The following is a 4,613-nucleotide window of genomic DNA, read 5'->3' as shown; positions in this document are numbered from 1 at the left end:
AGGGAGCCAGCTCCGTACGGGCAAATGCGGTGAGGCAACGGCAGCAGATCCGGCTGCCGTTGCAGATCCAATAGTCCTCGCCCTCTGTGATCTCCTGTCCGCACAGGGTACAGAGGACTTGCCGCCGCCGAGGGCGGCGCCGCAGATACAGCAACAAAAATCCCTCCCAAAAGAAAAAACAAAAAAAATTGAAAATCCTGTTGACAAATTCATATTCATCTGGTAATATTAATCCTGCTGTTGGAACTGCTGGTGTAGCTCAGCTGGTAGAGCAGCTGATTTGTAATCAGCAGGTCGGGGGTTCGAATCCGTCCACCAGCTCCAAATTTCATATGGGGGAATTCCAGAGCGGTCAAATGGGGCAGACTGTAAATCTGTTGCTTCGGCTTCGGTGGTTCGAATCCACCTTCCCCCACCAAAAGGTGCCTGCAATCGCGGGCGCTTTTTTCTACCCTAAATGACAAGAAAAATTGAATATTGAATGTTGATTAACAAGAATCTTGTGAACAAGGATACAATAGCACAAATGTTCTATTATGTCAAGCGCTATTTTACAAGTTTCTTGTTATTCCTCAGTTGACAGGGCGAAGAAAGTAGGGTATCCTGAAGAAAACCGCGGAAAGGGAAAGGGGAGGCAGCCATGACACTTGGGGAGCGCGTCCAGGCACGCCGGGAGGAACTGGGCATGTCTCGGCAGCAGTTGGCGGATTTGCTGGGTGTGACGCCTTCTGCCGTCAGCAACTATGAAAAAGGCATCAGCTTTCCCCGGGAGGATGTGATCCTGCGGCTGTTCGATGCTTTGAAGACCGAGCCGAACGTGTTGTTTCAGGACAGTTTCCACGCCGGAGCTCTGGTGCTGACGCAGACAGAGCGTGCGCTGCTGGAGCAGTACCGGGGACTTTCCACGCTGGGACGGGAGACGGTGCGCTCCATGGTAGAGGCGCTTTGCGCCTACCGGGATGATCTGGAGGAGAGCCGTACGGCGGATCAGGAGCCCCGGGTCATCCCGCTGTACCGGAGCCCGGCGGCGGCCGGTTACGCGGCCCCGGTGTTCGGGGAGGATTTCGACTATCTGCCGGTAAAGGAGGATGTGCCTGCCGGGGCGGAGTTTGCCGTGCGAATCCAGGGCGACTCTATGGCGCCCTATATTGCCGACGGCTCGGTGGTGTATGTGAACCGGGACCCACTGCGGCAGGGAGATGTGGGCATCTTCTGTGTGGATGGGGAGATGGTTTGCAAACAATACCGAAAGGACCCGCTGGGGACCGTGTATCTCTTTTCCCTGAACCGGGCCCGGGCCGATGCCGACGTGGTGCTCACGGCTGACAGCGGCCGGACACTGGTGTGTTTCGGGCGGGTGATCGTCCATGCTCCGCCTCTTCCCGGAATGGGAGACGAATAAAAAAGGACCCGCTGTGGAAAGCAGCGGGTCCTTTTTTATAATAATGAGGTATTTACATGATGCGGGAGAGAGGCGGCGTTCCTGCTTCCGGACCGTCAGACGGTGAAGCCGCCGTCGGCGGTGAGGATCTGTCCCGTGAGGAAGGAGGCCTTGTCCGAGGCCAGAAATGCCACGGCATGGGCGATATCCTCCGGTGTACCCAGGCGGCCCAGAGGCGTTTCCTCAATCAGCAGGTCCCGGGTCTCCGGGCCCAGCATCCGGACCATGTCGGTCTCGATGCAGCCCGGCGCCACTGCGTTGACCCGGATGTGAGAGGGGGCCAGCTCCAGGGCCAGAGAGCGGGTCAGTCCTACCAGCGCGGCCTTGGTGGCGGCATAGGCCACCTCACAGGAGGCACCACGCAGTCCCCAGATGGAGGAGAGGTTCACGATGCAGCCCGCCTTCTCCGAGAGCATGTGGGGCAGCACGGCCTGGATGGTATTTTTCGCGCCGTTCACATTGACGGCAAAAAAGCGGTCCCAGGTCTCGTCATCCATATCCTGAAACAGGCACTGGCGGGAGATGCCGGCGTTGTTCACCAGCAGCGTCACCGGGCCCAGTTCCCGTTCCACGGTGCGCACCATATCCTCCACTGCGCTCCGGCTGGCCACATCCGCCTGCACGGCGATGGCGTCCTGACCCTGCTGGCGCAGTTCCCCGGCCAGTTCCTGCGCCGCCTGGAGGTGCGAAAGGCAGTTGACGCATACGGCGTAGCCCTCCCGGGCCAGCTCCCTGGCAATGGCACGGCCGATTCCCCGGGAGGCGCCGGTGACCAGCGCGACATTTCTCATAAAGACGCTCCTTCCCTGTACCGGCAGCAAAAGGGCCGGCCCCTGTATACGAAAAAAAGCACCTGCCAAGGCAGGTGCTTTCGTTGGTGGACGATACAGGACTCGAACCTGTGACCCCCTGCACGTCAAGCAGGTGCTCTAGCCAGCTGAGCTAATCGTCCGAAGCGGAACGTGTTTATCTTACACGACTTACCCTGGTTTGTCAACAGTTTTTTGAAAAAAACTGCATTTTTTTTGCGAAGCCGCATAGGAGTTGTGGGAGCGGTCGGGATCGTAGTGAAAATTCGAACAAGAGTAAACGGTTACTGACCTGAAAAATTGGGAAGATACACAAGATTCGTCGGAGGGAGCTGTCTCAACCTACAAAAAGATTGACGGAGAAGTTTTAATTGTGCTACGATTTAAACAACTAATGTGTGACAGGCGCGGCGCAGCACCTGCTGCGTGGAGTTGACGGCCTGCCTTGGGAGGTATAGAGCATGAACATTCAGCACGAATATCTGAACGGTCTGATGGAGCGTGTCATCCGCCGGAACCCGGCGGAACCGGAGTTTCACCAGGCGGTTCACGAAGTCCTCACTTCTCTGGTCCCCGTGGTGGAGGCCCGCCCGGAGTATATCACGGAAGGCGTGATGGACTGCCTGGTAGAGCCGGAGCGGATCATCAAGTTCCGGGTGCCCTGGGAGGACGATCAGGGCAAGGTCCACGTCAACCGGGGCTTCCGGGTGCAGTTCAACAGCGCCATCGGCCCCTACAAGGGCGGCCTGCGGTTCCACCCTTCTGTCTATGAGGGCATCATCAAGTTCCTGGGCTTCGAGCAGATCTTCAAAAACTCCCTGACGGGCCTGCCCATCGGCGGCGGCAAGGGCGGCAGCGACTTCGACCCCAAGGGAAAGTCCGACGCTGAGGTCATGCGTTTTTGCCAGAGCTTCATGAGCGAGCTCTTCAAGTACATCGGGCCCGACACCGACGTACCCGCCGGCGATATCGGCGTGGGCGCCCGGGAGATCGGCTACCTCTTCGGCCAGTACAAGCGGCTGCGCAACGAGTTTACCGGCGTCCTCACCGGCAAGGGGCTGACCTACGGCGGCAGCCTGGCCCGGACGGAAGCCACCGGCTACGGCCTTTGCTACTTCACCGACAACATGCTCCGGGACGCTGGCCGCAGCTTTGAAGGCTCCACGGTGGTGATCTCCGGCTCCGGCAACGTGGCCATCTACGCCTGCGAGAAGGCCACCGAGTTCGGCGCCAAGGTGGTGGCCATGTCCGACTCCAACGGCTATGTCTACGACCGTAACGGCATTGACCTGGCCGCCGTCAAGCAGCTCAAGGAAGTGGAGCGCAAGCGGATTCGGGAGTATGTGGACACCCACCCCTCTGCCGAGTACCACGAGGGCTGCGCCGGTATCTGGCAGATCCCCTGCGACATCGCACTGCCCTGCGCCACCCAGAACGAGCTGGATGAGAACGCCGCCAAGGCGCTGATCAAGAACGGCTGCTTCGCCGTGGCCGAGGGCGCCAACATGCCCTGCACGCCGGAGGCAGTGGCGGCCCTGCAGGGTGCAGGGCTGTTGTTTGCCCCCGCCAAGGCGGCCAACGCCGGCGGCGTGGCCACCTCCGCTCTGGAGATGAGCCAGAACTCCATGCGCTTCTACTGGACCTTTGAAGAGGTGGATGAGCACCTCAAGTCTATCATGACCAACCTGTACCACAACGCCTCCAACGCCGCTGCGGAGTACGGCAAGCCCGGCGACCTGGTGGCCGGCGCCAACATCGCAGGCTTCCTGAAGGTGGCCGACTCCATGCTGGCCTACGGCTTGGTGTGAGGAGGGCAGCGGAATGAGCGAGTATGCTGCCAGCGTGTCCGCTGCCCTGGAGCAGCGGTACGCCAATCAGCCTGAGTATCTGCAGGCGGTGCAGGCCTGGCTGGAGATGATTCAGCCGGCCGTTACAGATGATCCCCGCTTCGAGCGGCTGGATCTTCTGACCCGGATGGTGGAGCCGGAGCGGATGCTCTCCTTCACCGTGCCCTGGGTGGACGATCAGGGCATGGCCCACACGAACCACGGTTACCGGGCGCAGTTCAACAGCGCCATCGGCCCCTACAAGGGCGGATTGCGGTTCCACCCCACGGTGAACCCCTCCGTGGTGAAGTTCCTGGGTTTTGAGCAGACCTACAAAAACGCCCTGACCGGCCTGCCCATCGGCGGCGCCGCCGGCGGTGCGGACTTTGACCCCCGGGGCAAGAGCAACCGGGAGATCATGCGCTTTTGCCAGAGCTTCATGACGGCCCTGTACCGTCACATCGGTTCCGACACGGACATCCCCGCCGGTGATATCGGTGTGGGTGCCCGGGAGATCGGCTATCTCTTCGGCGAGTA

At 60.1% G+C, this 4,613-nt stretch carries 5 protein-coding genes and 3 tRNA genes; 6 read left to right on the top strand and 2 right to left on the bottom strand.

Going from position 1 to position 4,613, the window contains the following annotated elements; translation table 11 throughout:
* From QZL67_RS07455 to QZL67_RS07440, 4 genes are all read left to right on the top strand, one after another.
* A partial coding sequence (locus QZL67_RS07455; protein ID WP_292920090.1) for a hypothetical protein occupies positions 1-226 on the top strand: 226 nt, incomplete at its 5' end.
* A gap of 22 nt (positions 227-248) precedes the next feature.
* A tRNA-Thr gene (locus QZL67_RS07450) sits at positions 249-324 on the top strand.
* Positions 325-334: 10 nt separating this feature from the next.
* Positions 335-418: transfer RNA gene (locus QZL67_RS07445), tRNA-Tyr, on the top strand.
* A 222-nt stretch (positions 419-640) separates the two neighbouring features.
* Positions 641-1,402, top strand: a complete 762-nt coding sequence (locus QZL67_RS07440) for a S24 family peptidase (protein WP_022290104.1) — start codon at positions 641-643, stop codon at positions 1,400-1,402.
* Positions 1,403-1,497: 95 nt separating this feature from the next.
* On the opposite strand, the gene ymfI is transcribed toward QZL67_RS07440, so the two are convergent.
* Positions 1,498-2,232: an elongation factor P 5-aminopentanone reductase gene (ymfI, locus tag QZL67_RS07435; RefSeq protein ID WP_022290103.1), complete on the bottom strand. Its 735-nt coding sequence runs from the start codon at positions 2,230-2,232 to the stop codon at positions 1,498-1,500.
* Between the two features lie 84 nt (positions 2,233-2,316).
* Positions 2,317-2,393, bottom strand: a tRNA-Val gene (locus QZL67_RS07430).
* 318 nt (positions 2,394-2,711) lie between these two features.
* On the opposite strand from QZL67_RS07430, the gene gdhA reads away from it, so the two are divergent.
* Together gdhA and QZL67_RS07420 are read left to right on the top strand one after the other, a co-directional pair.
* Positions 2,712-4,058: an NADP-specific glutamate dehydrogenase gene (gene gdhA, locus QZL67_RS07425; protein WP_022290102.1), complete on the top strand. Its 1,347-nt coding sequence runs from the start codon at positions 2,712-2,714 to the stop codon at positions 4,056-4,058.
* Positions 4,059-4,071: 13 nt separating this feature from the next.
* A partial coding sequence (locus tag QZL67_RS07420) for a Glu/Leu/Phe/Val dehydrogenase dimerization domain-containing protein (RefSeq protein WP_292920088.1) occupies positions 4,072-4,613 on the top strand: 542 nt, incomplete at its 3' end.

The organism is Oscillibacter sp. CAG:155 (genome assembly GCA_000436875.1).
In the GTDB taxonomy this organism is placed as follows: Bacteria; Bacillota; Clostridia; order Oscillospirales; family Oscillospiraceae; genus Oscillibacter.
The sequence above is the reverse complement of the archived record's forward strand: the minus strand, read 5'-3'. Positions and strand labels throughout refer to the sequence as shown.